The sequence below is a fragment of the Niabella beijingensis genome (assembly GCF_020034665.1).
GTDB lineage: Bacteria > Bacteroidota > Bacteroidia > Chitinophagales > Chitinophagaceae > Niabella > Niabella beijingensis.
The window spans coordinates 1,076,673-1,103,302 of record NZ_JAIQDI010000001.1 but is presented as its reverse complement, the minus strand read 5'-3'; the positions used below and the strand labels follow the sequence as shown (position 1 = coordinate 1,103,302).

General features: G+C 47.2%; 20 protein-coding genes. 10 read left to right on the top strand and 10 right to left on the bottom strand.

What is annotated here, in order from left to right; genetic code table 11:
- Positions 1-23 precede the first annotated feature (23 nt).
- From K7B07_RS04640 to K7B07_RS04620, 5 genes are all read left to right on the top strand, one after another.
- A complete protein-coding gene (locus K7B07_RS04640; protein ID WP_223707864.1) occupies positions 24-2,087 on the top strand; it encodes a thioredoxin domain-containing protein in 2,064 nt (687 codons plus the stop codon).
- Positions 2,074-2,640 carry a DUF1543 domain-containing protein gene (locus K7B07_RS04635; RefSeq protein ID WP_223707862.1) on the top strand — a complete coding sequence of 189 codons (567 nt, stop codon included), beginning with the start codon at positions 2,074-2,076 and terminating at the stop codon, positions 2,638-2,640. The genes K7B07_RS04640 and K7B07_RS04635 overlap by 14 nt, the downstream gene beginning before the upstream one ends.
- Positions 2,641-2,801: 161 nt before the next feature.
- On the top strand, positions 2,802-6,149 hold the full coding sequence (locus K7B07_RS04630) for a vitamin B12-dependent ribonucleotide reductase (protein WP_223707860.1): 3,348 nt from the start codon (positions 2,802-2,804) through the stop codon (positions 6,147-6,149).
- A gap of 167 nt (positions 6,150-6,316) precedes the next feature.
- Positions 6,317-9,268 carry a sensor histidine kinase gene (locus K7B07_RS04625; RefSeq protein WP_223707858.1) on the top strand — a complete coding sequence of 984 codons (2,952 nt, stop codon included), beginning with the start codon at positions 6,317-6,319 and terminating at the stop codon, positions 9,266-9,268.
- A 26-nt stretch (positions 9,269-9,294) separates the two neighbouring features.
- Entirely contained in the window at positions 9,295-9,915 is a 621-nt protein-coding gene (locus K7B07_RS04620; RefSeq protein ID WP_223707856.1) for a response regulator, read from the top strand.
- Positions 9,916-10,013: 98 nt separating this feature from the next.
- On the opposite strand, the gene K7B07_RS04615 is transcribed toward K7B07_RS04620, so the two are convergent.
- From K7B07_RS04615 to K7B07_RS04605, 3 genes are read right to left on the bottom strand one after another with little or no spacing between them, the layout of a single operon-like run.
- Complete coding sequence (locus tag K7B07_RS04615) at positions 10,014-10,922, bottom strand: DUF4097 family beta strand repeat-containing protein (RefSeq protein WP_223707855.1); 909 nt, start codon at positions 10,920-10,922, stop codon at positions 10,014-10,016.
- Positions 10,897-11,625 (bottom strand): anti-sigma factor, encoded by a 729-nt coding sequence (locus K7B07_RS04610; protein WP_223707853.1) that lies wholly within the window; start codon positions 11,623-11,625, stop codon positions 10,897-10,899. Before K7B07_RS04610 ends, K7B07_RS04615 begins: the two co-directional genes overlap by 26 nt.
- Positions 11,615-12,172, bottom strand: a complete 558-nt coding sequence (locus tag K7B07_RS04605; protein ID WP_223707851.1) for an RNA polymerase sigma factor — start codon at positions 12,170-12,172, stop codon at positions 11,615-11,617. The genes K7B07_RS04610 and K7B07_RS04605 overlap by 11 nt, the downstream gene beginning before the upstream one ends.
- A 226-nt stretch (positions 12,173-12,398) precedes the next feature.
- Here K7B07_RS04605 and K7B07_RS04600 point away from each other — a divergent pair, with 226 nt between their 5' ends.
- On the top strand, positions 12,399-13,709 hold the full coding sequence (locus K7B07_RS04600; protein WP_223707850.1) for a sensor histidine kinase: 1,311 nt from the start codon (positions 12,399-12,401) through the stop codon (positions 13,707-13,709).
- A 46-nt stretch (positions 13,710-13,755) separates the two neighbouring features.
- On the opposite strand, the gene K7B07_RS04595 is transcribed toward K7B07_RS04600, so the two are convergent.
- Positions 13,756-13,977, bottom strand: a complete 222-nt coding sequence (locus K7B07_RS04595; RefSeq protein WP_223707849.1) for a PspC domain-containing protein — start codon at positions 13,975-13,977, stop codon at positions 13,756-13,758.
- A 336-nt stretch (positions 13,978-14,313) separates the two neighbouring features.
- Here K7B07_RS04595 and K7B07_RS04590 point away from each other — a divergent pair, with 336 nt between their 5' ends.
- Together K7B07_RS04590 and K7B07_RS04585 are read left to right on the top strand one after the other, a co-directional pair.
- Entirely contained in the window at positions 14,314-16,590 is a 2,277-nt protein-coding gene (locus K7B07_RS04590; RefSeq protein WP_223707848.1) for an aconitate hydratase, read from the top strand.
- A 123-nt stretch (positions 16,591-16,713) separates the two neighbouring features.
- Positions 16,714-17,250, top strand: coding sequence for a hypothetical protein (locus K7B07_RS04585; RefSeq protein ID WP_223707847.1), 537 nt, complete (start codon positions 16,714-16,716; stop codon positions 17,248-17,250).
- 90 nt (positions 17,251-17,340) lie between these two features.
- Here the strand turns inward: K7B07_RS04585 and K7B07_RS04580 are convergent, their stop codons facing one another.
- The 5 genes from K7B07_RS04580 to K7B07_RS04560 form a co-directional block, all read right to left on the bottom strand.
- Entirely contained in the window at positions 17,341-17,982 is a 642-nt protein-coding gene (locus K7B07_RS04580; RefSeq protein WP_223707846.1) for a carbonic anhydrase, read from the bottom strand.
- A 38-nt stretch (positions 17,983-18,020) separates the two neighbouring features.
- The gene (locus tag K7B07_RS04575) at positions 18,021-19,706 is read right to left on the bottom strand and encodes a SulP family inorganic anion transporter (protein ID WP_223707845.1); all 1,686 of its coding nucleotides are present in this window, start codon (positions 19,704-19,706) and stop codon (positions 18,021-18,023) included.
- A 141-nt stretch (positions 19,707-19,847) separates the two neighbouring features.
- Positions 19,848-20,204 (bottom strand): hypothetical protein, encoded by a 357-nt coding sequence (locus tag K7B07_RS04570; protein WP_223707843.1) that lies wholly within the window; start codon positions 20,202-20,204, stop codon positions 19,848-19,850.
- Between the two features lie 150 nt (positions 20,205-20,354).
- Entirely contained in the window at positions 20,355-20,582 is a 228-nt protein-coding gene (locus K7B07_RS04565) for a DUF6814 family protein (protein WP_223707842.1), read from the bottom strand.
- Between the two features lie 28 nt (positions 20,583-20,610).
- A complete protein-coding gene (locus K7B07_RS04560; RefSeq protein ID WP_223707840.1) occupies positions 20,611-22,140 on the bottom strand; it encodes an MFS transporter in 1,530 nt (509 codons plus the stop codon).
- A 155-nt stretch (positions 22,141-22,295) separates the two neighbouring features.
- On the opposite strand from K7B07_RS04560, the gene acs reads away from it, so the two are divergent.
- Positions 22,296-24,242, top strand: a complete 1,947-nt coding sequence (acs, locus tag K7B07_RS04555) for an acetate--CoA ligase (RefSeq protein WP_223707838.1) — start codon at positions 22,296-22,298, stop codon at positions 24,240-24,242.
- 199 nt (positions 24,243-24,441) lie between these two features.
- On the opposite strand, the gene K7B07_RS04550 is transcribed toward acs, so the two are convergent.
- Positions 24,442-25,206 (bottom strand): DeoR/GlpR family DNA-binding transcription regulator, encoded by a 765-nt coding sequence (locus tag K7B07_RS04550; RefSeq protein ID WP_223707836.1) that lies wholly within the window; start codon positions 25,204-25,206, stop codon positions 24,442-24,444.
- A 147-nt stretch (positions 25,207-25,353) separates the two neighbouring features.
- On the opposite strand from K7B07_RS04550, the gene K7B07_RS04545 reads away from it, so the two are divergent.
- Positions 25,354-26,628, top strand: a complete 1,275-nt coding sequence (locus K7B07_RS04545; RefSeq protein ID WP_223707835.1) for an MFS transporter — start codon at positions 25,354-25,356, stop codon at positions 26,626-26,628.
- The last annotated feature ends 2 nt before the right edge of the window (positions 26,629-26,630 follow it).

Here is a 26,630-nt window from a genome sequence, read left to right as displayed (position 1 = left end):
AATCTGGAATTTTAAACGCATTTATGTCCAATCATCTCCTATACGAAACAAGTCCCTATTTATTACAACACGCCCACAATCCGGTGGATTGGTATCCCTGGGGGGCCGAAGCGCTGGAACGCGCCGTAAAGGAAGATAAACCGATCCTCGTCAGCATCGGTTACGCCGCCTGTCACTGGTGTCATGTAATGGAACGGGAAAGTTTTGAAGATGCGGTTACTGCGAAGCTTATGAATGAGCAGTTCATTAATATTAAGATCGACAGGGAAGAGCGGCCGGACCTTGATCATATTTATATGGATGCGGTACAGACCATGACCGGCAGCGGGGGCTGGCCGCTGAATGTTTTTCTGACCCCGGCAGGAAAGCCTTTTTATGGCGGCACTTATTACCCGCCGCAGGCCTATGCAAACCGGCCCTCCTGGAAAGATGTACTGACCGCTGTTGCAGCTGCTTTTAAAGAAAAAAGGGAAGAAATCGAAAAACAGGCGGAAGGACTGACGGGTCAGCTGGTGGAGGCCAATGCTTTTGGGATCAACGATACTGCGACTGTCTCATTTACACAGGATGAGGCCGATGCTTCCGGTTCCAACATTCTGAAGCAGTCGGATACGGTCTGGGGTGGGTTTGGCCGGGCGCCGAAATTCCCCCAGACACAGACCATCCGCTACCTGCTCCGGTATTCCGTTCTGGAAGCGGCGCGGCCCGAAAGCCTCGCGATAAAGGCAAGGGACCAGGCATTGCTGAGCCTGGATAAAATGATCGAAGGCGGTATTTACGACCAGGTTGGAGGCGGGTTTGCCCGTTATGCGACTGACACCGAGTGGCTGGCCCCTCATTTTGAAAAAATGCTTTACGATAATGCCTTACTGGTGACAACGCTCAGTGAGGCTTTTCAGGTAACACAGGACCTTCGATACCGGCAATGCATCCAGGAGACAATCACTTTTATTGAACGGGAATTGCTGCACCCGCAGGGCGGTTTTTATGCAGCGCTGGATGCCGATAGTGAAGGGGAAGAAGGTAAATTTTATGTTTGGGACAAGGAAGAAACCGACCGGCTGCTTGGCGCTGATGCCGCACTCTTTGCTGCTTACTATGATATATCCGAAACGGGGAACTGGGAAGGTAAAAACATCCTCAGGATCTTGCGGTCCAAAGACACGGTTGCTGCTGAGCAGGGGATCTCCGTGCAGGAGCTGGATGCGGTACTGGAGAGAGGGAAGGCCCGCCTGCTGGAAGCGCGTGCTGCACGGGTGCGTCCGGCGCTGGATGATAAAGTATTGCTGGGCTGGAATGCCCTCATGAATACGGCATACGGTAAGGCATTTGAAGCTACCGGGGATGAATCCTATAAGACCCGGGCGGTTTCCAATATGGAATTTCTTCTGGAAGCCTTTGCCAGAAAAGACGGCCAGCTTTTGCATGTGTGGAAGGACGGGAACGCAAAATACCCTGCTTTTCTGGATGACTACGCGTATCTGATCGAAGCGCTGCTGCAGTTGTACCGGATATCGGCAGACAGCCGGTGGCTGTTTAAGGCAAGGGAGATCGGTGAAAAAGTACAGCGTGATTTTGTTGAAATAGCCACCGGGTATTTTTACTACACACCTGAAGGGCAGCAGGATGTTATTTTCAGAAAAAAAGAAGTGTACGACGGGGCCACCCCTTCGGGAAACGCTGTTATGGCAAAGAACCTGCTGGAGCTGGCAGTGCTGTTTGATATTCCCGGCTGGCAGTTGCAGGCAGAACGGATGATTGCACAGCTGAGCCATGCCATTATCCGGTATCCGACTTCTTTCGGAGGATGGATGCTCAATTTTTACCAGGTACATAAAGGGCTGAAGGAAATCGTTTTGTCGGGTAATTATCAAGTTCCCCTGCAAGCCCTGCTGCAGCAGTTTCTGCCTCACAGCGTAATTATGGCCACCGCACATGCTGATGAGCGATTTCCGCTGCTCTCCGGCAAAGAACCGGGTGATCCGCTGTGGATCTACCTTTGTGAGCATTATGCCTGCCAGCAGCCGGTGCGGACAACAGACGAATTATTTCAGCTGATCAATAACAAAAAAGATGGAGCCGCATAAATTATTTTTTCTGCTACTGGGTTGCACACCGCCGGGAAGACATACGGAGCAGCATGATGTTTTTTTCTGTATCGGAAGGAGCCTGTCGGAAACAGTTCCGCTCATACAGGCATTCTGGCCGGAGGCTGCGGGCGGCATCCACATTGATGCCTGGCGGGAAGTAACGGCGGTGGACGGATATCGCATCCGGGTGACGGAACGTACCGGGGCGGAGCTTCGGAAAGACCAGCTTTTTTTTATCAACCTGGGCGGATATTTACCCGGTGTTTTTGAAGAATACCATCATAAAACACTGATCGTTGCGCAAAGTATGGGGGCCGCGGTGCAGCAGGCCCGGCAAACGGCTTTTTATAAAGACTACAACGCCGCTGCAAATGCGGTAAGCCATGTAGACAACAAATACGGGGTAGATATTGACGAAATCTACAATGTGGAGGAGATCCTGCCGCCCTTCCAGAAGCAGCGGTTTTGCCTTTTTATTGATAAGGAGGCATCGCTTTCCGAAGATATTACGGAGATCGGCTATCTGAAGCTCGACAAGCTCCGCGGTTGACACGGTCCTTATAAGCTGCATCTCATAAATTGTATATCGCTTCCGCAGTCCAAATTGTTTTATCCACAACTGTGCATATTTAGGGCTGGGAATCCTGGTTTTGTAAAAGTAAATTCGTTAAAGTCTCCTTTAAGTATAACCTTAACCAAACTTTTATAAAAATGGCGTCAGCGAAAAAACAAAACCAGAACGGTCTGGGTTTTTCCAGGAAGTTCACCCGGGACGGAATTAGCCCTTTTGATATGTTCGAGTATGATTACCGTACCTCTGTGATCAAGAACCCCAGCGGAGAGGTGGTGTTCCAGGTAGACAACGTTGAAGTGCCAAAACAATGGAGTCAGATCGCAACGGATATACTGGCTCAGAAATACTTTCGTAAAGCAGGTGTTCCGCAGGCGGATGGAAGTACCGGCCGGGAAACCAGTGTGAAACAGGTGGCCCATCGCCTGGCCCATTGCTGGCGGATATGGGGAGAGCGGTATAATTATTTTGCCACTCCTCAGGACGGTCAGGTTTTTTATGATGAGCTGGTTTACTCCATCCTGAATCAGTCCTGCGCACCTAACAGCCCGCAATGGTTTAACACCGGTTTGCATGAAGTATATGGGATCACCGGCAAACCGCAGGGGCATTACTATGTGGATCAGAAGGATGGAAAATTAAAAAAATCCACATCGGCGTATGAGCGGCCGCAACCCCATGCCTGTTTTATATTAAATGTGGAAGACGACCTGGTGAATGATGGAGGTATCATGGATCTTTGGGTGCGGGAAGCGCGGATCTTCAAATACGGCAGTGGTGTAGGTACCAATTTCAGCAGCATCCGCGGTGAAGGCGAACGGCTTAGCGGCGGCGGAACCTCCAGTGGCCTGATGAGTTTTCTGAAGATCGGGGACCGCGCAGCCGGGGCCATAAAAAGCGGTGGCACCACACGGCGTGCGGCAAAGATGGTATGCCTGGACCTGGACCATCCGGAGATCGTCGAGTTTGTAAACTGGAAGGTTGGGGAAGAAGATAAAGTGGCTGCATTGATCGCTGCCGGCTACTCCAGCGATTATGAAGGAGAAGCTTACCGGACGGTAAGCGGGCAAAACAGTAATAACTCAGTGCGTATTCCCAATGCTTTTTTTAAGGCGCTGGCAGCGGATGGTGACTGGGAGCTTAAAGCGCGTAGCACCGGCAAGACCATGCGCACGGTGAAGGCAAAAGACCTCTGGGATCAGATCAATTATGCTGCCTGGCGTTGTGCAGACCCGGGAACACAATATGATACCACCATTAATGAATGGCATACCTGTCCCGAAGGTGGCCCGATCCGCGCCAGTAATCCCTGCAGCGAATACATGTTCCTGGACAATACCGCCTGTAACCTGGCAAGCGTCAACCTCCGCAAATTTTTTGATGAAAAAGAAAACCGGTTTGATGTTTCCGGTTTTGAATATACCTGCCGGTTATGGACCGTAGTGCTGGAGATCTCTGTGCTGATGGCACAGTTCCCTTCAAAAGAAGTGGCCCGGTTAAGCTACGACTACCGGACGCTGGGTCTGGGATATGCCAATATCGGATCGATGCTGATGGTAAGCGGGATCCCCTACGACAGTGAAGCAGCAAGAGGCATTGCAGGAGCTATTACTGCTATCATGACCGGTACGGCCTATACGGTGTCTGCGGAGATGGCGGGCAACCTCGGCGCCTTCCCCCGCTATAAAGAAAACAGGGAACATATGCTTCGGGTGATGCGCAATCACCGTGCGGCTGCCTATGATGCAGGAGCTGCCTATGAAGGCCTGGAGATCCAGCCGCAGGGCATCAATGCTGCGCATTGTCCTGACTATCTTTTAAAGGCTGCAACCAGGGCGTGGGATACAGCAGTGCAGTTGGGTGAGCAATATGGCTACCGCAATGCCCAGACCACCGTGATCGCACCCACCGGAACGATAGGACTGGTAATGGATTGCGATACTACGGGTGTAGAGCCTGATTTTGCTTTGGTGAAGTTCAAAAAGCTAAGTGGCGGCGGTTATTTTAAGATCATCAATCAAAGTGTGCCCCAGGCATTACAAACCCTGGGCTATACCCGGGAGCAGATCACTGCAATTGTTAACTATGCAAAGGGCTCTGCCACGCTGAACGGAGCGCCTCACATTAATAACGAGACCCTCGCAGGGAAAGGATTCACTGCTTCAGAGATCGAGAAGCTGAATGCCGCCATGGCCACTGCTTTTGAAATTTCTTTTGCTTTTAATGTATTTACACTGGGTGAGGATTGTATGCAGCGGCTGGGCTTTAAGCCGGAGCAGTATAACGACTTTGGCTGGAACATGCTGGAGGCCCTCGGCTTCACAAAAAAGGAAATAGATGCTGCCAATACCTATGTATGTGGCACCATGACCATCGAAGGCGCCCCGTTCTTGAAAGAGGAGCATCTTCCTGTTTTTGATTGTGCCAATAAGTGTGGTCAGATCGGTAAGCGTTATATCCATGCGCACGGCCATATCCGGATGATGGCAGCAGCGCAACCCTTCCTGAGTGGCGCCATCAGCAAAACCATCAACCTCCCTAATGAAGCCACGATAGAAGAAATTGCGGATGCTTATAAACTAAGCTGGGAGCTGGGTCTGAAAGCATGTGCCCTGTACCGGGATGGGTCCAAACTGAGCCAGCCTCTGAGCAATAAGGCGGATACAACAACGAAGAACGAAGATGAAGAAGAAGCCGGACAACAGGAAACCGAAACTACCATTATTGACCTGGGAAAACTGACGATCGATGAATTGCTGGAAGAGGTGAATCACCGGGTACAGAATAGTGCTGATACTTCCCTGAAGCGCCAGCTGGCAATGATCGTGGAACGGAGATCGCTGCCGGCCAAACGAAGGGGATTTACGCAAAAGGCAAAGATCAACGGGCAAACGCTTTTTGTGCGCACAGGGGAATACAATGATGGTACTCTGGGTGAAATATTTATTGATATGGCCAAGGAAGGCGCCACCATGCGCAGCATGCTGAACTGTTTTGCTATTGCCGTTTCCATAGGGCTGCAGTACGGTGTGCCACTGGAGGAATTTGTGGAGAAATTTGTATTCACCCGGTTTGAGCCATCCGGAATGGTGCAGCACCCCAATATAAAATCCACCACTTCCATTATCGACTTTATGTTCCGCTCACTGGCATATGAATATTTGGGTCGCACGGATCTTGTACATGTGCTGGATAACTCTAGGGAACCGGTACCGGATGAGGAGGACTGGGATGACGAAACACCCGTTATCGGCGACCGGATACCCGAGCTGAGTGAAGTAAGGGTGGTGGGTAAGGCCGCTACACGGTCCTCGGCGGGTGCCGATACGATCAAAGCCGGCAGCCTGAGCAGCCTGGATGCGGTGAATGCGGCTGCCAAAAGCATGCAGGGAGATGCTCCTGCTTGTAATGTATGCGGACATATAACCATCCGTAGCGGTACCTGTTACAAATGCCTGAATTGCGGCAACAGTCTCGGGTGCAGCTAAGGGTATCAGTAAACAATAGATAAAGGATGCGGCTCAGATGCGCATCCTTTTTTTATGATAATTTGTAAAACAGAAGAATGAAAACCTATGATTTCTGCCCGGATTTATGTTAGAAATTGTATATTTTTGACTGAGAATACACGTGTTATAAAAATCGCCTGTCTGATATGAAACAGAGGGAAGGCCAATGCCCCTATACTGCTATCCTGTTTTTTCTGGCCCTGATGGGTTCGATCATTACCGGAAGTGCCCAGAATCTGAGAATGGTACGCTCGTTTACGATGAATGACGGACTGCCCAGCAATTATATTTATTCCTGTGCGGAAGACGATAAAGGATTTTTGTGGGTGGCTACGGATAATGGCGTATGCCGCTTTGATGGCCGGTATTTTAAAAAATACGGCAAACTGGAGGGGGTGCCGGATAACGATGTGCTGGAGGTGGTAAAAGAAAAGGATGGTACTATCTGGATCAACAGCTTTAAGAAAGGTCCTCACTATTATGATGAGATGAAGGACCGGTTTATAAATCCGCTCAGGGATACAGAAGCCTCAAGAGCTATAATCAATCTGCCAATGTGGTCAAGACCTTTGGATAAAGGCGGTATCGTATTTTACAATATTATCGGAGAATTATTTTTTAAGAACAGACAATTAGTTTCCACTCATGATAGGGTTGCATATCAATGCGATGACGAAAATGAAAAATACTGGATGTATTCTGCGCCAGCAATTAATGGAGACCCGGATCGAAATGTTTATTTAGAAAGAAAGAATCCGGCTAGTAAAGACAGTGTGCTGTTATTCGTTATGGATAAAAAGCGATTACGAAATGAATTGTTCGCTGTAATTAAAAATAAATTATACATGTGCACCAGTGCGGGCGACATATATATAGGTCAAAAAGGATTTGGGAAAAATGCCATCAGGGTGACAAAAAATAAAATTGAGGAAGGTCCGTTGATGGTACGGAAGAATAGGGATGAACTGAATGTATCAACTTCAAAGGGCTCTATTTATGTCTTTGATTTTGCTACTGACACATATAAGTTCAAAATATCAGGAAACTTTTTTGCAAATTCTTCTTTCAGGGATAGATATAACAATATCTGGGTGTCTACTGTAGATAAAGGACTGCTTTTGTATCGTAAAGGTGGGTTAAACATTTTGCGGCCGTTTCCTGATCCGCCCACGAGAAATAATTTCAGATGTATTTTTATCGATGATTACGGAACGATTTATGGTGGAAATAACTATGGAGAAATAATTGAAAAAAACAGAAATGGCGAAATTCGATTTCAAACAATCAATAATAAGCAAGGGTCAACCAGGGTTTTGGGAATTCTTTCATCACAGAATAAGATCTTTATTGCTTCAGAGTGGGGATGTATTGTCGATTATAAACGTTCGATTATTGAAGAGAAAACGGGAAATGCTATTGGACAGATAAAGAGGATCGCTGTGTTCAATGACAGCATCATTCTTGCTGCAAGCATGAGTGCCGCTGGGAGTCTGTATAAAATCAATACAATAACCGAAAAAGCGAGGCGTCTGAAAATCCCGTTAATGCGTATTTCAAGCATCACCGTGAAGGAGAAGATGGTTTATCTGGGAACAATGGATGGATTGTATGTATATAATTACGGTCATGATACTATGAAACACGTTGCTGAAAATACACTTTTGAAAGGTTCACGTATTTTGTCAGCAACGCTAACGCCGGATGGCCTGCTTTGGGTCTCCACAACAAACAATGGGATTTTTGTACTGAAGGATAACCATGTTATTTATCAGTTAACAGATCCACAGCTGATAAGTTTTGCAGCGGTCAAACTTCAGAGCGCGGAAAAATCAGGTATTGTATGGGCTGCTACCCGGAGGGGAATGTCCTATATCCGATATGAAATTAATGGAAGCTGGATGCGACATACCATTACAAATTTAAATCACGAGGAATGGATATCTAATAATGTTATTGGTGATATTGTTTACAAAAATGACTCTGTTTACATAGCCGCTGAAATGGGAATGGTCAGTATTCCTGCGAATGTGAAAGTTCCCCAGCTTAATATAAAAACTTATCTTACTGATATAAAGGTCAACCAGGGCGCTATACCCATTGCAGGTTCCTATAACCTTTCCAGCAGCGAACGTACCATCACACTTACTTTTGCGGGAGTCAACCTTTCCGGTTATTTTGATCATTTTGTTTATTCCCTCGATGATGATTCGACCCTTTCTGAAATTGTTGGCAATACCTTAAACCTCCGGTTAGAGCCGGGAAGTCATGCCATCAGGGTAAGAGCCGTTGATATAAATGGCGTGATCAGCCAGTACACGCTTCCGTTGCGCTTCAACATCAATGCACCCTTTTATCGTAAGGGCTGGTTTGTTTTTTTGACCACATCATTATTTATGGGGGCATTCTTTTTTACCCTGTACCAGCTGCGGATCATGAAGCAGCGGCGGATGTATGCGCAAAGAGCACGGATCGAGAAAGAGCGGAACCGTATTACGGAAGACCTGCATGATGATATCGGCTCTACATTAAGCAGTCTGAAAGTATATAGTGATGTGGCGGGCCGACTAATGGAAAAAGATGCTCCGAAAACAAAATACCTCTTGCGGCAGATCTCGGAGAATTCCTCGAAAATCCTGGAAGATATCGGCGACATCATCTGGAGTATGCGTACGGATAAGTTCAATACGCTTTCTATCGACAGCCGGATCAAGAACTTTGTAAGTGAGGTATTGGGGAGCCGGGAGATCGGATACGAAGTGAACATACCCCAGGAAATCAATGAGCTGGTTCAGAACATTACGGCAAGAAAAAATGTGGTGCTGATCGTGAAGGAAGCGATCAATAATATCGTAAAATACAGCAAGGCCAGTTTTGTATCCATCCATATTTACACCGGGGAAGCGCTGCTTAAAATAGAAGTGGCCGATAATGGTGTTGGGTTTTCCGCCGGGATGCAGCCGGCCGGGAACGGATTGCGGAATATGAAAAAGCGCGCCGAAGAGCTGGGTGGTACCTTTACCCTGGAAACTGATCCGGAAAACGGTACCCGCATCTATGTAACAGTTCCTGTCACGAATATTCATGACAAGGAAGTATAAGTATCTCATTTATATTTGCCGAAGCAATGCCGATCAGAGTTTTTATATACGATGATAATATGGCCCGGAGGGATAGCCTTAAAACCCTGATTCAATTGACAGATGACCTCGAATATGTGGGCGCTGCAGAAAATTGTAAGAATGCCGTTGCGGATATGGAAAACACACTGCCCGATGTGGTACTGATGGATATCAATATGCCGGAAGTAAATGGATTGGAAGGACTGAAGACGATCAAGACCAGACGCCCGGAGATCAAAGTGCTTATGCAGACTGTGTTTGATGACAACGAAAAAATCTTTACCAGTATCCGGAATGGAGCCAGCGGTTATGTTTTAAAAACAGATTCCTCCCAAAAGCTGTTGCAGGCGATCCATGATGTACATGAGGGAGGTGCCGTTATGAACCCCGGTATTGCCCTGAAAGTGCTGGAGTACTTTAAACCCGCCACCGTTACCACTACATTGAGTGAGAGGGAGATGGAGGTTTTAAAATTGCTGGCGGACGGGTTGAGTTATAAGATGATCGCTGATAAGCTCAAGATCACGTTTAACACAGTGGGCACTTACACCCGGAGGATTTATGAAAAGCTGCATGTAGCTTCTCTCGGAGAAGCCATATCATATTATTATAAACATCTTAAATGAGAGTAACCGGTTAATGAAAAATACCTTTTAACCTTTTACTGAAAAGGCCATCTGAAAATGGCCTTTTTTATTTTTTGCAGCTTACAACAGCGCGCAGGTTATTTGAGCTGGATCTTTCCAAACTCGCTTCGGATCGATACTTTACGGTCGGCCTTCGGCGCAGAAGCGCTGTATTTTGTTTCCGTCATTTTTCCGCCGTCCCGGTCCACCAGTTTTAAGTCACTGTTATTGGTAACACGCCCGAAGTTGGTGACGATATCGAAATTGGCATCAAACGATCGGGGTATGTGAATAGTAAGATCTGAATATTTGGTCTCTATGGTTATATTGCGTATGGCGGTGGTGAACCCGATAGTTGGTTTTGAGCAGAACTGGAAGTTGCCGTCAAAATTCCCGGAGAGCTTACTGATCTCCACTTCTGAAAATTTTACAAATACCTTGGTGTTTTCCAGCTCTTTCGCCGCAAGCCGCCCAAATTCAACAGAGAGCCGGTCGATATTGGTTAAACTGCCGGTGGTAAGGTTTCCGTAGGCCTGGGAGAGCTCTGTGCTCCCGTTGCGGTCGGGTATAAAAGTGTTGCCAAACGAATTCATCACCTTTAAAGTGGTGGCCGCAGGCAGGTATATCACATAATCGATCTGCATGGAGGAGCTTTTATTGCGCCCTGAACTTCTGCCGTTGCCGGACCGGATCCTGGTTTCAAAGGATACTGTACTGCCGCCGCTTTCTTCGATCGTGATGGCATCCAGAAGAGCTGTTGCCGCTTCATCGGTGGAAGCTTTTACCGTGACGGTTATATCTACTTTAACCTCATCCTTACTCCAGTTCAGCACATTTACATTTCCGAATGAATTTTTTACAGAAACCCTGGACCGGTCGGATAGAGAATAGGACTTTGAGATGGTCTTTTTTCTTTCCACGTTCCAGTCGTCCGGCGCAGCGTAGGCATTTATGTATACAGCCAGCAGCAGGAGGAACAGGCTAAATATTTTTATATGTCGCTTCATTTTTCTGTTGTTTGAGTTTTTTTGTGATCTCCAGCTGCCGGTTTAAAAGTTCTGTTTGCAATTTAAGATTTTCGATCATCGCACTCAGGAGCTGTTCACTGTTCAGTCCTTCATCATACTTGTGTTTTAATGTAGTGTAGGAAGTATTCAGCGTTGTAAGGTCTTCTGAAAACTGTTCAAATAGTTCCGGATAGTTATTCTTTAAAGTAGCTATTTCTTTTTGTTTGATCTCTATCAGGCGGGCATAGTGGAAGAGCTCTTCTTTTACTTCATTGGCCGCTGGCTGTGGCTCAGTACCCGTCTGGTTCCGCTGCAAATTTCTTTCACTGCCGTTACGCCGGCGGGCCTCTTCTTCATCACCGGGTTCCGTTCCGGCTGTAGCATTTTCATTGCTGTCCCGGCGTTCGCCCTGCAATTGTCCGGAGTCGCCGGAATGGGCGTAATAAGGAGGTGCAGTAGAGGTAGAGGTCCTCCAGTAAGGCCGGCTCAGCACACCCGCAGTGATAAGGATCATGGCGGCAGCTGCCCATTTCCACCAATTGATTTTAACCACTTTTGAAGCTGGAGGCTTCTGGTCGCGGACAGGCTGCGGAGCAGATTCCTGCATTTTTTTTTCCAGACGCTTCCAGAGAGCCGCAGAGGGCTCCTGGTCGTCAAATGCGGCCTTGTTCTTATGGATAAAATCTTCTAATTTACTGTTCATTATCATCCGATTTTAAAATGTCCAGCACTTTTTTCTTTGCGCGGTGATAAATAGTTCTGACATTATTATGAGAAATATTGAGGAGCGCAGCAATTTCATCCTGCTTCAACTCATCTATAACAAACAAATTAAAAATGATCCGGTAATTTTCGGGGAGCGTACGGATTGCTGTTCTTATTCGTTGTACATCAAATTCAAACTGCTCCTCATTTGTTTCGCCGGATTCCTCAGCCGCAGTACCGGAAAGATCAACAACGGCCCAGGTGATTTTGCGCTTTCTGAGCAGGCTGATGGACTTGTTGATAACAATCCTTCGCAGCCATGCTTCAAATGAGCTTTTATAGGTAAAGGACTCCAGGTTGTTGAATGCGTCAATAAATGCCTCCTGTACCATGTCCTCCGCGTCTGCGATATTGTTTACGATCCGCATACTGCTGTTCAGCATGGGTTTGGCATATCGCTCATAGATGGCAAAATAGGCGCTGGTGTCACCCTTTCTGCAAAGTTCAACCTGCTCATCTCTTGCTATTTCTATGGTGTGGTCCAACGAAGTGATTTACCCTTTACATAATAATAGCAAAAACTTTTAAAATGTTACACATTGTATTCGCATTTTTTCCGTATCGTTATAAGTTGTTAATAAATAACAGTATGCAACTGAAAACTGCAGGAGCAGGTGCTCTTTCCATCCGTACAGGTGCTGTCCGCAAACGGAACCGGCCGCACTTTTCAAAATCATCAGATCAAGGCGGTTGATTTATCTTTGTGCGATTATGGCCATAAGAGCAAAACAATTGTTGCTGAGGAATATAAAACGGGTTTGGGACAATATTGTGAATGTAGGGATTCAGCCAGCCATGCCCTATATCGAATCCCGGCGTACCAAATTGTTGAATTTACTGGCGCTGCCCTGCATCCCGTTTATGCTTTTTTATGCGGGGGTTAACCTGCTTCAGGAGCGGTACGTGCTGGCGGGCCTGAACCTGATGAGCACTGTCTCTTCGCTGATGGTGCTGATTATGCACCGGTACCGGTTGTATCTGGGCGCGCGGCTGGTGTTGATCGGCGTCAATTTACTCATTTATACTTTTACCGGTCTGTATTTTCATAACGGGGCACAATACTTTTTACTCAATATTCTTATTATCGCCATCCTGGTTTATGACGACCGGAGGGTGGTAACAGGACTAAGCCTGCTGATCATTGCAGCGCATCTCTTCATCATTTTTTACCCACAGCCGCCGCTGTTCGGCCCGCCGGTACCGGAAAAGCGGATGTGGGCCAATATCACCACGGCCCTGCTGTTTGTGATCCTGGCCCTGCTTTTCTTTAAACACATCCAGTCCGACTATGAACGGAAAATTGAAGGGCAACGCCAGGTACTGGCAATGATGAACCAGGATAAGGAGAAGCTGTTCTCCATTATTGCCCACGATATCCGCAGTCCGGTAGTGACACTGGATGCATTGCTCGGACAATTCCGGAGCGGGCTGATGGACCGTGAGGAAATGCAGGAAGCTACCGCATTACTGCAGGACCGCGTTTCGCAGCTGGACAGCACACTTGATAACCTGTTGCGCTGGAGTGCGCGCGGTATGCAGGGGATACAACTGGACCCGCAACATTTTCTGGTTTTGCCATTGATAGAAGAGATCGGCCGCTTTTTTGAACCGGTAGTACAGCAAAAGAAAATCGGGATGGACATCCGTATTCTTCCCGGAACAACCGTATATGCAGACAGGGATCAGGTTTCCGTAGTGCTACGGAATCTTATAAGTAATGCACTGAAGTTTAGTTTTATCAACGGACTGATAGAAATTATTGCCGGTGAGCAGGCCGGCGGGATGTCCGTAATTGTAGCCGATCACGGTATAGGAATTGAAACGGAACGGCTACAAAAAATGTTTTCCGATCCGCTGGATCCGGCTTATGGTACTGCAGGAGAAAGGGGAACGGGTGTAGGCTTACTGCTTTGCAGCGAATTTGTACGGCAGAATAGGGGGACCATCGATGTTCAAAGTACTCCGGGTACAGGGACCCGGTTTACGATCTGGTTGCCTCAAGGTCCGCCATCTGAGGATTAAATAACATGGCTGAAGAATCGGATAATAAAATCAGTTACGTGGTACCTTACAGATAATACCAGGGATTTCTTTTTGAAGAGTGAATATAATTTTTCACATTTTTAAAGAACGCCAGTATCATATAGATCAGGATAGGAGAGCCCATGGTGAGAACGGAGGTGTAAATAAAATATTGCCGTATGCGACTGGGTGAGATGTTCAACCGGTTGCCAATGGAAGAACAAACACCGAACGCATTCCATTCTACAAAACTTTTCAGACGGTTCATAGTTAGTACAATCAAATTGATACCACAAAAATATTTATTATAAACTGATTTTTGCAATTCCGGGAGAATAAAATTGACAGAATATGCGAATTGAGTATAAGATTTTGTAAATTAGCTAGTTATACTTATTCCAGGTAAAGGTTCTTTTAGCGGGGCGCTAAAACTTCTACCGGCTGCTAAAACCCGGATGCCGGATCTGATTTTTTTGTTAAGAATAGCACCAGGCAGCCTGTAACTCCTGTTTTACTGGATAATATTGTCATTTTCAGGTTCTCCAAGACGTGAAAATTTTGTAAATTCGCGGCAATTCATTCACATCCAATTAAATGATTTTTTATGGCATTTGATATTGACCTGATAAAGAAGGTTTACGCCGAATTTGAAGGGAAGGTAAACGAGGCGCGTAAGCTGGTGAACAAGCCTTTAACCTTTACCGAAAAAGTACTGTATGCACACCTGACCTCACCTGCGCAGCGAGCCTACCAGAGGGGTATTGATTATGTAGATTTTGCTCCGGACCGTGTGGCGATGCAGGACGCAACCGCCCAAATGGCGTTGTTGCAGTTTATGCAGGCAGGGCGCGATAAGGCCGCTGTTCCGTCCACCGTGCATTGTGATCACCTGATTATGGCACAGACCGGCGCAGCGCAGGATCTGGCAGTTGCAAAAAAAGACAGCAGTGAAGTATTTGATTTTCTCGCTTCTGTTTCCAATAAATATGGTATTGGTTTCTGGAAACCCGGAGCCGGTATCATTCACCAGGTAGTACTGGAGAATTATGCCTTCCCCGGCGGAATGATGATAGGAACCGACAGCCATACAGTAAATGCAGGCGGTCTGGGAATGATCGCTATCGGTGTGGGAGGGGCGGATGCCTGCGATGTAATGTCCGGGCTGCCCTGGGAACTGAAGATGCCCAAATTAATTGGTGTGAAACTTACCGGGAAGCTGAACGGATGGGCAGCCCCCAAGGATGTGATCCTGAAAGTGGCAGGTATTCTCACTGTAAAAGGAGGAACCGGCTGCATTGTTGAATATTTTGGCGAAGGCGCGCAATCATTGAGCTGTACCGGTAAAGGAACGATATGTAATATGGGTGCGGAGATCGGCGCTACCACGTCTACGTTTGCTTACGACGACAGTATGAGCCGTTATCTGAAAGCAACCGGTCGTGAGGATGTGGCTGCTGCTGCGGATGCTATCAAAGACCAGCTGACAGCAGACCCTGAGGTATACGCCAATCCTGAGCAGTATTTCGATCAGTTGATCGAAATCGATCTGAATGAGCTGGAACCCCATCTGAACGGCCCCTTCACCCCGGATCTGGCAACGCCGATTTCAAAAATGAAGGAAGCCGCCGCAGCAAACGAATGGCCAACAAAAGTAGAAGTAGGTCTGATCGGCAGCTGTACCAATTCTTCTTATGAAGATATCAGCAGGGCGGTATCGCTGGCAAAACAGGTAAATGAAAAAGGCTTAAAAACAAAAGCGGAATTCACCATTACCCCGGGCTCCGAGCAGGTGCGCTATACCATCGAAAGAGACGGATTCCTGGATACTTTTGCAAGTATTGGTGCTACTGTATTTGCCAATGCCTGCGGACCCTGTATCGGTATGTGGAACCGCCTGGGTGCCGATAAGCAGGAAAAAAATACGATCGTTCACTCCTTCAACCGGAACTTTGCAAAGCGGGCGGATGGTAACCCCAATACCTATGCATTTGTGGCTTCACCGGAACTGGTGACCGCACTGGCAATAGCAGGAGACCTGACCTTCAACCCGCTCACCGATACCCTGGTGAATGAAAAAGGAGAAACCGTGAAGCTGGACCCGCCAACCGGTGAAGAGCTTCCCGTAAAAGGATTTTCCGTGGATGATCCCGGTTATCAGGCACCTGCCGCTGATGGCTCCGGTGTACAGGTGATCGTGGCTCCGGACAGCAAACGCCTTCAGTTACTGGAACCATTCCCCGAATGGGAAGGTACCGATCTGAAAGGACTGAAACTGCTGATCAAGGCTAAAGGTAAATGCACAACAGATCATATCTCCATGGCAGGTCCCTGGCTGAAGTTCCGCGGCCACCTGGATAATATCTCCAATAACCTGCTGATCGGTGCGGTAAACTATTTCAACGATAAAACAGATAATGTAAAGAACCAGCTGACCGGGGAATACGGTCCGGTACCTGCTACCCAGCGGGCTTACAAAGCCGCCGGCATCGGCACGCTGATCGTAGGCGACGAGAACTATGGGGAAGGAAGCAGCCGGGAACATGCGGCTATGGAACCCCGCCACCTGGGAGCCCGCGCCGTACTGGTTAAATCCTTTGCGCGTATCCACGAAACCAACCTGAAGAAACAGGGAATGCTGGCACTGACCTTTGCTGATAAAGATGATTATGAAAAGATCCAGGAAGATGATATTATTGACATCCTCGGTCTTACAACATTTGCTCCTGATAAACAGCTGACACTGGTATTGCATCATAAGGATGGTACTACGGACTCCATCCTTGTAAATCATTCCTATAATACACAGCAGATCGAATGGTTTAAAGCCGGCGCAGCCCTGAATATCATCCGGAGGGAATTTGCCGAAAAGCAGAAAGCGTAATTCAATACAGTTTAAATGATAGCAAACGGTCTTATTAAAGGCCGTTTTTTTTTTACTTTTCCCGGAAGCTGTTGCATTTTGCGGTATGGTTCCGTTTTACCGGTAAATCAACCTTGATCTGTTATGGAGAAAAACCAGGTGCTGTCGTTGTCGGCTTCCCTGCTGACGATGTTACTATTGTTAATTGCTGCCTGCAAAAAGGACGCCCATACTGAAAAAGAGGGTTATGAGCGGGTTGCAGCCTATAAAAATGAGCTGTCCGTATCGGTGGAACTGCGGCGGGGAGTGGTCTGGCAGCGTTCCCTATCCATGCCGGATACCCTCGTTTACCGGGATACCATTTATATAGCGCCCGGTACAACGTATGAGCAAAAGCAATTTATCTGTACCCGTAATTGCATTCCGGAAGGGATGTATGCAACAAGTGTTGTGAGCTATATTGAAATCGCAAAGATCCTTATAGGAGATAAGGTTCGTATGGATTCTTCCTGCCAGGCCGTTGCACTTTTTTCCAAAATGCAGTTCTTTAAATGTGAGGAACTGGTCAAAGGTCCCAATATCTTTAATCCCCGGCGTTTTGCCGAAACCCGGGATGCCGGGGGGAATGTAGTGCGGAGCGAATATGTATTCAACGAAGAAGATCAGCAATCGGTAAACTGACCCGGTTGCAGCACAGTTTCCGGTGGCAGGCAGAAAAAATATAAAAAAGCCCCGCCGGAAAGGCAGGGCTGTAACAGGATGGGAATTTCTTTACTGAAGATTTTCGTACATATAAATGGGATCAACCGGGTTGTTGTCCGGTGTGATCGTATGCAGGGCGTGCAGCTGCCCGTCATCCAGGCCATACACCCAGCCATGCAGCATCGGTGCCTGCCGCTCCTGCCAGGCTTTTTGAATAATGGAGGTCTTTGCCAGCTTTTCTACCTGTTCTTTTACATTCAGTTCTACCAGGCGGTTCGCTCTTGCCGTTTCGTCACTGATACCGTTTAACTCCTCCTTATGTTTATAATAAACATCTTTGATCACCCGGAGCCACATATTAAGTACCTGGTGAAAATCACCATTGCTCATAGCCGCTTTAACACCGCCGCATCCGTAGTGCCCGCAAACAATTACATGTTTTACTTTCAGATGTGCCACCGCATACTCTAAAACACTGATCAGGTTTATATCAGTATGCACCACCAGGTTGGCAATGTTACGGTGCACAAATATCTCACCGGAAGTGGTTCCGGTTACCTCGTTGGCCGGTACACGGCTGTCGCTGCAACCGATCCACAGGAATTCAGGCTTTTGTGTTTCCGCCAGATTGTCAAAAAAATGAGGATCGAAGCTCAGTTTCTTTGCTGCCCATTCTTTATTGTTCTTTAATAATTTCTCGTATGATTGCATAATTCGATTATCGTTGTATGTTTTTTAATAACGGACAACTATTGAGGCGTTGCTAAGTTAGCCAATTCCTCTTTAGCTTCCGGAGTTGTTTTTTGTTTTGTACTGGTGATCACCTTTGTGTAGGTACGTCTTAAATGCCCATCGCTGTTGTCGTTCGCCAATATTTTATAAGAAAATCCGTGATCAATAAACCCGCTGGTCTCCAGTTGTACATCGATGTTTTTTAACGGCGCATGGATGATGAAGTCTTCAATAACCTCCACGATGTCCTTATCAATATAATCCGCGCGCATGGCATCGATGATGACCTGGGCGCCTTCCGGCACTTTTTCAAGGTTTTGCTTGATGATGGCTTTATTGAGGAACGATACATCCTTTCTTAAGCGGAACAGATATTTTGTATCGTCCTTTACCACAAATACGGCCTTGCGGAAATTGGAACGGAAGGCAAAAAATAATCCTACACCGATCCCTACGATAACCCCCTTTAAAAGGTCGGTTGCAAGAATGGCCGCAATAGTGATCACAAATGGTAAGAACTGGTCCCAGCCTTTTTTATAATACAGTTTAAAAAGGGACGGTTTTGCCAGCTTGTACCCGGTGAATATCAGGATGGCAGCCAGTGCCGTCTTGGGGATCATGTTTAATAAAAAAGGAATAAAAGCCACACAGCTCAGCAGCAACAGCCCGTGCAGGATGGTGGACATTTTGGTTTTGGCACCGGAATTCACATTTGCCGAAGAACGTACGATCACGCTGGTAACCGGAATACCACCAATAAGTCCGGAAACGATGTTGCCGATCCCCTGCGCTTTTAATTCACGGTTGGTAGGACTGGCACGCTGATAAGGATCCATATCATCGATCGCTTCCAGGCTCAGCAGGCTTTCCAGGCTGGCTACCAGCGCAACGGTTACAGCCAGTATCCATATCTGTGAGTTCCAGATGGTGCTCCAGTCGGGAGTTGTAAAAAAGGTAACAAATTCTTCTGCCGAATTCGCCCTTGGAATATTTACAAGGTAACTATCTGCAAGACCCGGCATTAATCCGGTGCTTGCGAACAGGGCGTTCAGTCCGACCCCGATAAACACGATCAGCAACGGAGCGGGGATGAGTTTGAGAAACCCTTTTTTACCAGCCACCAGCTTTTCCCATATGAAATGGAAGGCCAGGCAGATCCCGCCGATCAGCAGTGCCGCAGGGGTGATATGACCAAATGCTTTGAAGAAGTTTACAAAAATATTCCCGGTAGCAGCGATCGACTCTTCGTCGTTGGCCGGCAGCGCAGATTTGTCGCCCAGCAGCTGCGGTACCTGGTTGATGATGAGGATCAGACCGATCGCAGCAAGCATTCCCTTAATAACGCTGTTGGGAATATAGTCACCAATGATCCCGGCTTTTACAAATCCCAGAATCACCTGTAATACCCCCGCCAGTACCACTACAACCAGGAAGGCTTCGAAGGACTGAAGCGTGATGATCGCAGACGCAACAATGGCAGTAAGACCTGCAGCTGGCCCGCTCACGCTGAGCTGGGAGCCACTGATAATACCCACGATAATACCACCGCAGACACCGGCAATAATACCACTGAATAAGGGCGCGTTGGATGCCAGGGCCACTCCAAGACACAAGGGCAATGCCACCAGGAATACCACGATCGACGACGGGATATCGGACGCCAGATTTGAAAATATATTTTTCGATTTAGAATTCGTATTCATAATTATATCATTGAATAATGATCCCCCTGGTATTCTATAATATAGAACAGGGTATGGGAAAATAGATGCAGGATGCGATAGCCTTCGAACAAGGCTACACCGGTTGATCCTCACCGCAGCAAAGCAGGAGGTACCAAAGCGTTACAGTAAGGTGTTGGGGGGCGGTGCATGCAGCTCGCCATGAAAAGCGATATAGGTGCCTTCATGCGCGTGCAGGTAAGCAATGTCTTTCAGAAACTCCGTAACTGAAAAATCATAGGTGCCATGGTGCAGGTATTCTTCTGTGATCGATACCGTAGGATTGTTTGGAACTTTCTCTTCAGTAGCGCCTGCCATAGGATTGTTCTGATTCTTCGATTTGGTTTCCGATTGTTCGGTTAGTTGTTGTTTGGCCTCGTATACAAAAGGAAGGCTTACCGTAAGCCATAACAACACCATCCCCAGCAATACTGCCAGAACCCCTGATGTTGTTTTATTGTATAAAAAGCTTGATGTCATACGATGCAAAAATAGCGGATTGACTTTTCCCCGACAAAAAAACCCGGGAATATTACAATAATTTAACGAAAAGAAACAAAATACAAAGAGCTGCTAACCATTCAGGTTCAGCTGGATAGCCCTTCCGGCCTGCATTGCGGACGATCATGATCAGGATTTACGGGTATACTCGCCTTTCAGCGCATACCAGCCAAAAATCATCAGGCCTACAGCTATGGGTAAAAAAATGGTAATGATGATGATCCATATCACCGGGTTATTGATGTCTTTTTTTCCTTCCGGATCAATGTTGTGCGCCGCTCCGGCAAATAAAAAGCAAACAACCGCAGGCCCCAGCAGCAGCCATACGATACCGAGTATTTTTCTTATTGTGTTCATTTTTGTTTTTTTTAAAGGAGCGGAATGGTTAATCGGTTACATCTTTGTCGATCTTGTTGGAGAGATAAACAGTTCCGATGATCAGGCTTAGCGCGGCAATACCGATCGGGTACCACAGTCCCACCAGCGGATCTTCGGTAAATGTCGTTTGTAACAATACCCCGATAAAAGGAACGAGTCCTCCGAATACACCGTTACCGATATGATAAGGTAATGACATGGACGTATACCGGATGTGTACCGGGAAGAGCTCCACAAGAAACGCGGCAATAGGACCATATACCATCGTAACATAGAAGATCAGCAGGAAAACGAGCCCGACAAATTTCCAGTATACCGGGCGGGGCAACAGTTTGTCCTTAATAACCGTTTTGCCTTTGACAAGTGTTCCGGAAGCAACCTGAAGTGTATCTGTTTGTTCTTTTATGCAGGCTGCGCCATTGGAAAAAGTAATGTGTTCGGTTGTTTGTATCAGTGAGTCGCTGCCGTTCTTTAAGAGTGTTGATTGTCTTTTGGAGGCGTCCGGTATGGTATTTTCCACCTGCCATTTTTCCATCCGGGCATCTTCCAGCAGGCAGTTAAAGATCGGGCGGTAAGTAAGTACGCCCAACAGCATGCCAGCCAGCATGATCCATTTGCGTCCGACCTTATCGCTCAGCCAGCCGAAAACGATGAAGAAAGGTGTTGCCAGTAATATGGCCCAGAGCAGGATGGAGCGGCTTTGTTCAAAGTTGAGGGCCACTTTTGTTTCTAAAAAACTCTGTGCATAAAATTGTCCTGTATACCAGATCACTCCCTGTCCCATAGCGGCACCAAACAGGGCCAGCAGCACCATCTTAAAGTTGGCCTTGTTCCGGAAACTTTCCTTCAACGGGTTTTTAGCTACTTTACCTTCGGTTTTTAACCGCGCAAACAAAGGAGATTCTTCCATTTTCAACCGGATATAAACGGATACCACAACCAGAACGATCGAGAACCAGAAAGGATACCGCCATCCGCCCCATTCCGCATTAAAACGTTCGTCACTGAGATTCATTTTTACAAGCATGATCACACCCAGTGCAAGGAACAAACCCAAAGTAGCTGTGGTCTGGATCCAGCTGGTATAAAATCCTCTTTTACCCGGAGGTGCATGTTCTGCCACATAGGTGGCGGCGCCGCCATATTCACCACCCAGGGCAAGCCCTTGCAAGAGGCGCAGCAGTAATACAATCAGCGGAGCCGCAATACCAATGCTGTGATAACCGGGTACCAGTCCGATCAGAAACGTGGAGCCCCCCATCAGCACAAGTGTCAGCAAAAAGGTGGATTTTCTTCCCAGCAGATCACCCAGGCGTCCGAAGAACAGGGCACCAAAGGGACGTACAATAAAACCGGCAGCAAATATAGCCAGGGTGCTCAGCAATGCGGCAGTGCTGTTCCCCTCCGGAAAGAATTCGGTGGAAATGGTTTTAGCCAGCATTCCGAAAATGTAAAAATCATACCATTCAATCATGGTCCCCAACGAAGAGGCTCCAATGACTTTACGAAGCACACCTGCTTCACTTGCTTGTTTCATGAAATTTTGATTTGTGCAATAAAATATCAACAATCGTTCGGTAACGTTCTCATTAACCGGTGTCAAGATAATATTTCTTTCAATAAAATATTAATAATTTTGGATAATTTTTATTGTATTGCCTATATTTAAGCCCGCAAAAAAAAACGTTAGTCATGTCATATTCATTTCAGATAAAGTCGATTGAGCAGTATCACGACGATTACAGGAAAAGTGTGGAGGATCCGGAAGGATTTTGGTCGGCAGTGGCCGATACATTTGAGTGGAGAAAGAAACAACCGTTCAGCAGCCGTGCACTTGAATGGAACTTTGTAGAGCCGCGGGTGAAATGGTTTGAAGGTGCAAAATTGAATATCACCGAGAATTGTCTGGACCGCCATCTGAAAACACTGGCTGATACACCGGCGATCGTTTGGGAACCCAATGACCCGAACGAGAAAGTGCGGACCCTGACCTATAAGGTGCTGCATCGTAAAGTGTGTGAATTTGCACAGGTACTGCGCAACAATGGTGTTAAAAAGGGCGACCGGGTTTGTATCTATATGGGCATGATTCCCGAACTGGTAATCGCAGTACTGGCCTGCGCACGCGTTGGTGCCATTCATTCGGTGATCTTTGGCGGCTTCTCCGCACAAAGTATTGCCGACCGCCTGGATGATGCCGGTGCCGAATACATCATTACCTGCGACGGTGCATACAGAGGTGCAAAGGATATCCCGTTGAAATCGATCATTGACGACGCATTGATCGGTAATAAGGTGGTAAAAAGAGTAATTGTGCATACGCGTACCCGCACTCCGGTAAGCATGATCAAAGGCCGTGATGTGTGGTGGCGCGATGAGGTGGAGGATGTCATTGAAACCATGAATGATGAAGTATTGAATATACCTGCTGAAGAGATGGATGCCGAAGATCCGTTGTTCATTCTTTATACCTCCGGTAGTACCGGCAAGCCCAAAGGAGTGGTACATACCTGTGCCGGCTATATGCTCTGGACCACTTATACCTTTGTGAATGTATTTCAGTACCAGCCTAAAGATGTTTTCTTTTGTACAGCCGATATCGGCTGGATCACCGGGCATAGTTATATTGTGTACGGCCCGCTGTTGTCCGGCGCCACCTGTCTGATGTTTGAAGGTATTCCTACCTGGCCGGATGCGGGAAGATTCTGGGAAATTGTGGACAAGCACAGGGTTAATATTTTGTATACTGCTCCCACTGCGATCCGTTCGCTGATGAGTTACGGGCTGGACCCGCTGAAAGATAAAGATCTTTCTTCATTAAAGGTACTGGGTACTGTGGGTGAACCGATCAATGAAGAAGCCTGGCATTGGTACGATGAGCACATCGGCAAAAAACGGTGCCCCATCGTGGATACCTGGTGGCAGACGGAAACCGGAGGGATCCTGATCTCCAACCTGGCGGGTATTACGCCGGCAAGGCCAAGCTGGGCCACATTGCCCCTGCCGGGTGTGCAGCCCTTACTGGTAGATGAAAAGGGAGCAGAGATCACGGAATTCACGGATGACGTAATGAGCGGGAATCTTTGTATGAAAGCTCCCTGGCCCGGTATTCTCAGAACCACTTATGGCGATCATGAACGTTGCCGGCAAACTTATTTCAGTGCGTATAAAGACCTTTATTTTACCGGTGATGGTGCCTGGAAGGATGAACAGGGCAATTACAAGATCACCGGTCGTGTCGACGATGTGCTGAATGTAAGCGGCCACCGCCTGGGTACGGCAGAGGTAGAGAACGCGATCAACATGCATGCCAGTGTTATTGAGAGTGCCGTAGTAGGATATCCGCATGAAGTAAAAGGACAGGGCGTTTATGCCTATGTGGTACTTGATGATAAACGGCATAAGGATGAAGATGACCTTACACGGAAAGATATACTGGCCACGGTGAGCCGGATCATCGGCCCTATTGCAAAACCGGACAAGATCCAGTTTGTAAGCGGACTTCCGAAAACAAGAAGCGGAAAGATTATGCGGCGCATTTTGCGGAAGGTGGCTGAAGGAGAACTGAACAACCTGGGTGATACCACTACCTTGCTGGATCCGGCGATAGTGGATGAAATCAGGGAAGGCCGGCTTTGATCCCCGGACCGGACTTTTTTTTGTGGCGGTTTTAAAAGTCGTTTTTTTAATGCAGTATCATGCTGAACCAGTATGGTAGCAACGACCTTTAAAACCGTCATATTTTTTTGCAGGCCTACACGGCCGTGCCCGCCCCGGAAAGGCCATGCAATGCGACGTTGCAGCTATTCTGTCAAACGGGATTTACGCGCGCTTTTTATCAGGCAAGCACGATCTTTATTCCTTTTTCCTGAAGGGCAAAAAGTGTTTTTTCGGATATTTTTTTATCGGTAACAATGTATTCCACCTGATCCAGGTTACAGATCTTGCCCAGTCCGCGTTTGTTGAATTTAGAGCTGTCGGCAAGCAGTATCAGGCGTTGCGATACTTCGATCATTTTCCGGTTCAGCGAGGCTTCGGAGATATTGGAGATCGAAACGCCGTGTTCCAGGTCGATCCCGTCCACACCAAGGAATAACAGGTCACAGGATATTTCATCCAGTACCTGCAGCGCCTGGGTTCCTGCAACCGAAGAAGAGTTCGGACGGATCAGTCCCCCCAGTTGAAGTACTTCGATATTGGGCCGGTTATTCAGTTCCAGCCCCACTTTAAGTGCCGGGGTGATGGCCGTCATTTTATGATCGGGATACAATACACGGGCCAGTTCAAAAACGGTGGTTCCCGAGCCGATCATGATGGAATCGGTCTGGCCGATCAGCTGTAATGCCGCTCGGGCGATCTTTCTTTTTGAATCGGAGTTGATCAGTTCTTTTTCATTGATCGGCTTATCAATAGCATAAGGATTGGTTAGCGATCCGCCGCCCTTGGTCCGGAACAGCAGGTTCTTGTCTTCCAGCATTTTCAGATCTTTCCGGATGGTTACGCTGGAAATATTGATCTCCTCTGCCAGATCCAAAATTGCCACTTTTCCTTCTTTTTTGAGTTTATTCAGGATAAATTCATGTCTTTCTGTAATATTTTTCATATCCAAGTATTCTGTAATGCAAAGAAATGAAAAAGAAGTGTATATAAAACGTTTTCGCCCGTATTTATTTAACTTTTTAACTTTTTTTACTTTAATTTAGTTTAATAATCTTTGATTATCTTTAAATTTGTTTCAAATAATTGCTGTATGAATCAACTGAATGATGAAAAGAATTTCCTCGGAAAAATAGGTCTCCCCCCGAACCTCGTGTGGGGTTATCTTGGTATTCTGATCTTTATGATGGGGGATGGGGTGGAACAGGGTTGGCTGAGTCCTTACCTGATACATGACCGTGGGCTGACAATCGAACAGTCGGCCACACTCTTCAGTATATACGGTCTTACCGTAGCCATTTCCTCTTTTTTATCCGGTATCCTGGCGGAAGCCCTGGGTGTCCGCAAGGCCATGTGGATAGGGTTCCTGCTTTTTATAGCGGGCACTTTTGGTTTTGTCGGCCTGGGGCTGAAAGACCTGGATTTTGGGGTCATGCTGTTCACCTATGCCATCCGCGGATTTGGTTACCCGTTGTTTGCTTATACGTTTCTGGTGTGGATCACCTACCGGACGCCTCAGAATAAACTGGGAACAGCAGTGGGCTGGTTCTGGTTTGTATTTACCGGCGGACTGAATGTATTTGGTGCTTATTATTCCAGCTGGGCGATCAATCGGCTGGGCCACATCAACACCTTATGGACATCGCTTTTCTGGGTGGCCCTGGGGGCGTTGTTTGCATTGCTGATCAACCGCGACCGTATCAAACGGACCGGCACGCAGGATAAGCTCCGGGAACTGGCCGACAGCATTAAGATCGCGGTAAATGAGCCGAAAGTTTTTCTGGGAGGTATTGTCCGTACCATCAATACCACTGCACAGTTCGCATTCCCGGTGTTTATGCCGATCTATTTTGAAAAATATGGTTTTACAACAGCAGACTGGCTGAAAATATGGGGCACGATCTTTACAGCCAATATCATTTTTAATCTCATATTCGGTTTTGTCGGGGATAAATTCGGCTGGCGCCGGACCATCGCTCTTTTTGGCGGCGTTGGTTGTGGTTTAACCACGCTGTTGTTCTATTATTCACCTCAGTTATTTAACGGCAATTTTTCCATGGTGCTGCTGAGTGGTGTGCTGTGGGGCGCATTACTGGCCGGTTACGTGCCCCTGTCGGCATTGGTGCCTTCGCTGGTTCCAAAAGGAAAAGGTGCCGCTATGGCCTTTCTGAATCTGGGTGCGGGTTTGTCGGTCTTTGCCGGTCCGCTGATCGTGCGGCTTTTTATCGGATCCGCAGGAAATGCAGGTGTGATCTGGATCCTGGCGGTACTTTATTTTATCAGTGCCCTGCTGACACGTTTTATAACACTGCCTAAAAATGACACCGCACAAAATGCTGATCAGGAATTAAAAACATCAACCATTTAATA

Excerpts from the sequence above, each read along its gene's own strand:
- K7B07_RS04640 (WP_223707864.1), top strand. The coding sequence starts at position 24 with ATGTCCAATCATCTCCTATACGAAACAAGTCCCTATTTATTACAACAC.
- K7B07_RS04635 (WP_223707862.1), top strand. The coding sequence starts at position 2,074 with ATGGAGCCGCATAAATTATTTTTTCTGCTACTGGGTTGCACACCGCCG.
- K7B07_RS04630 (WP_223707860.1), top strand. The coding sequence starts at position 2,802 with ATGGCGTCAGCGAAAAAACAAAACCAGAACGGTCTGGGTTTTTCCAGG.
- K7B07_RS04625 (WP_223707858.1), top strand. The coding sequence starts at position 6,317 with ATGAAACAGAGGGAAGGCCAATGCCCCTATACTGCTATCCTGTTTTTT.
- K7B07_RS04620 (WP_223707856.1), top strand. The coding sequence starts at position 9,295 with ATGCCGATCAGAGTTTTTATATACGATGATAATATGGCCCGGAGGGAT.
- K7B07_RS04615 (WP_223707855.1), bottom strand. The coding sequence starts at position 10,922 with ATGAAGCGACATATAAAAATATTTAGCCTGTTCCTCCTGCTGCTGGCT.
- K7B07_RS04610 (WP_223707853.1), bottom strand. The coding sequence starts at position 11,625 with ATGAACAGTAAATTAGAAGATTTTATCCATAAGAACAAGGCCGCATTT.
- K7B07_RS04600 (WP_223707850.1), top strand. The coding sequence starts at position 12,399 with ATGGCCATAAGAGCAAAACAATTGTTGCTGAGGAATATAAAACGGGTT.
- K7B07_RS04595 (WP_223707849.1), bottom strand. The coding sequence starts at position 13,977 with ATGAACCGTCTGAAAAGTTTTGTAGAATGGAATGCGTTCGGTGTTTGT.
- K7B07_RS04590 (WP_223707848.1), top strand. The coding sequence starts at position 14,314 with ATGGCATTTGATATTGACCTGATAAAGAAGGTTTACGCCGAATTTGAA.
- K7B07_RS04585 (WP_223707847.1), top strand. The coding sequence starts at position 16,714 with ATGGAGAAAAACCAGGTGCTGTCGTTGTCGGCTTCCCTGCTGACGATG.
- K7B07_RS04580 (WP_223707846.1), bottom strand. The coding sequence starts at position 17,982 with ATGCAATCATACGAGAAATTATTAAAGAACAATAAAGAATGGGCAGCA.
- K7B07_RS04575 (WP_223707845.1), bottom strand. The coding sequence starts at position 19,706 with ATGAATACGAATTCTAAATCGAAAAATATATTTTCAAATCTGGCGTCC.
- K7B07_RS04570 (WP_223707843.1), bottom strand. The coding sequence starts at position 20,204 with ATGACATCAAGCTTTTTATACAATAAAACAACATCAGGGGTTCTGGCA.
- K7B07_RS04565 (WP_223707842.1), bottom strand. The coding sequence starts at position 20,582 with ATGAACACAATAAGAAAAATACTCGGTATCGTATGGCTGCTGCTGGGG.
- K7B07_RS04560 (WP_223707840.1), bottom strand. The coding sequence starts at position 22,140 with ATGAAACAAGCAAGTGAAGCAGGTGTGCTTCGTAAAGTCATTGGAGCC.
- acs (WP_223707838.1), top strand. The coding sequence starts at position 22,296 with ATGTCATATTCATTTCAGATAAAGTCGATTGAGCAGTATCACGACGAT.
- K7B07_RS04550 (WP_223707836.1), bottom strand. The coding sequence starts at position 25,206 with ATGAAAAATATTACAGAAAGACATGAATTTATCCTGAATAAACTCAAA.
- K7B07_RS04545 (WP_223707835.1), top strand. The coding sequence starts at position 25,354 with ATGAATCAACTGAATGATGAAAAGAATTTCCTCGGAAAAATAGGTCTC.